Below are 1,652 nucleotides of genomic sequence, written 5' to 3' on the forward strand. Positions count from 1 at the left end.
CACGTTGCGCGGTCCATTGCCGCGAACTCGCACATGCTTCGGGCGGCCGCCCGAGCACAACGATGCGGCCGCATTTGCCGAGCGAGCGCAACGTGTCATGGAAGAACCCGAACAGAGTATCGAACTGGGTGCTGTCTTCGATACCACTAGCGTCAAAAATCAGCGCGGCAACCCGTCCATGCGGTCCTGCTTCGGCAGGCTCAAAGCGGCCGGTCATCAGACCATGACGCGCCGCGAGCGATACCCACAATCCAGCGCTTTGATGCGCGACGCTGGTGAAACCGGTGCGCGCAATCACACCCGCCAGTGCATTGAGCAGATGCGGCTCGCGCCCCGCGCCGATCGCGACGAGTCCATCGAACTCAGGCTGGTCCGCGCGATAGCGGCGCAATACCTCGGGCTTCGGCAAGCCGATCGAGCGCGCCAGGCGCGCGCCGAACGGCGAGTTCACGAAGTTCAGGTAGGTGTCGTTCATCTTCTGTTGCTCCGCTGGCCAGTCGGGGTTGCCGGTTACTTTTGAATGCCTGGGTTTCAGGTTCGCATGACGCCTTTGCAGCACCCCTTAACTTCACGGGATTGCATCAGGCGCTTGCGTCAGTGTGCACGGCGCGATGCTCACGCTGCAAGTTGCATCGCTTTTTCCAGTGCCTCTTTGCGCCGCTGCAGCGCTTCGAGCATGCCGAAGTCCGGTTCGAAGTCGTCAACCTTGACGACCTCGGCGCCATAGCGGGCGTAGTCGTCGAGCACTCGCCGCTCGTCGGCGTCGAGCAAACCCTGCTGTTGGGCCGCAGCGGTCCATTCCGCGAGATGGGCGAGGCTTTGCGGCATCGGTGCGAGCAGGCCCTGCTTAACCGCATCGCGCAGCTTGCGATCGATGGCGTCGATGCTCGGACTCAGCGCGAACAGCAGTTCTCCGTAACCGAGCGGGTCGACGTCAGGATGTGGCACATACGAGTCGGCTACCAGCCGTTCACGCGCTGCGCCCGGCGTCTGCATCAGCTCGGCGATCGCCGTGCCGAGCGTATCCGAAGGCGCACGATGCGGCAGGCCGAACGGAAACGCCAGCAGGCGCACGAGACCCGCGGCGAAACGGTTCGGATAGTTGGCCAGCACGCCGTCGATAGCCTCCTGCGCCTGATGCAACGCATCCTCGACGCCCCAGCGCACGAGCGGCAGGTCGCTTTCCTGACGGCCTTCGTCCTCAAAGCGCTTAAGCGTCGCCGAGATCAGATAGAGCTGCGACAGCACATCGCCCAGCCGGCCGGAAATCCGCTCACGCCGCTTCAGATCGCCGCCCAGCACGAACATCGATACGTCGGCGAGCAGCGCAAACACGGTGGAGATGCGAGTGGCTGCACGATAGTAGGGGACCAGCGGCACATACGCACGTTGCGGTCTCCTGATAAATGCACCGGCCGTGATGCCATAGACGAAGCTGCGCACGACGTTCGATAGCGTAAAGCTCACATGCCCGAAGAACGCTTCATCGAAATCGCGCAGCGCTTTGCCGCGGTCGGCTTCGCGCGTCGCGGCCATTTCCTTCAGCACATAGGGATGGCAGCGGATGGCGCCCTGGCCGAAGATGATCAGACAGCGCGTGAGAATGTTCGCCCCTTCGACGGTGATCGAAACCGGTACCTGCTGGTAGGCGC

The 1,652-nt window shown here is 63.2% G+C and carries 1 protein-coding gene and 1 pseudogene; both read right to left on the reverse strand.

Annotated elements, in window-relative coordinates:
• Positions 1 to 475 (reverse strand): annotated as a pseudogene (locus tag M0954_RS18645) (short chain dehydrogenase); the annotation flags it as partial.
• 140 nt (positions 476 to 615) lie between these two features.
• A partial coding sequence (locus tag M0954_RS18650; RefSeq protein WP_297354813.1) for an acyl-CoA dehydrogenase domain-containing protein occupies positions 616 to 1,652 on the reverse strand: 1,037 nt, incomplete at its 5' end.

It is taken from the genome of Paraburkholderia sp., assembly GCF_026225065.1.
In the GTDB taxonomy this organism is placed as follows: Bacteria; Pseudomonadota; Gammaproteobacteria; order Burkholderiales; family Burkholderiaceae; genus Paraburkholderia.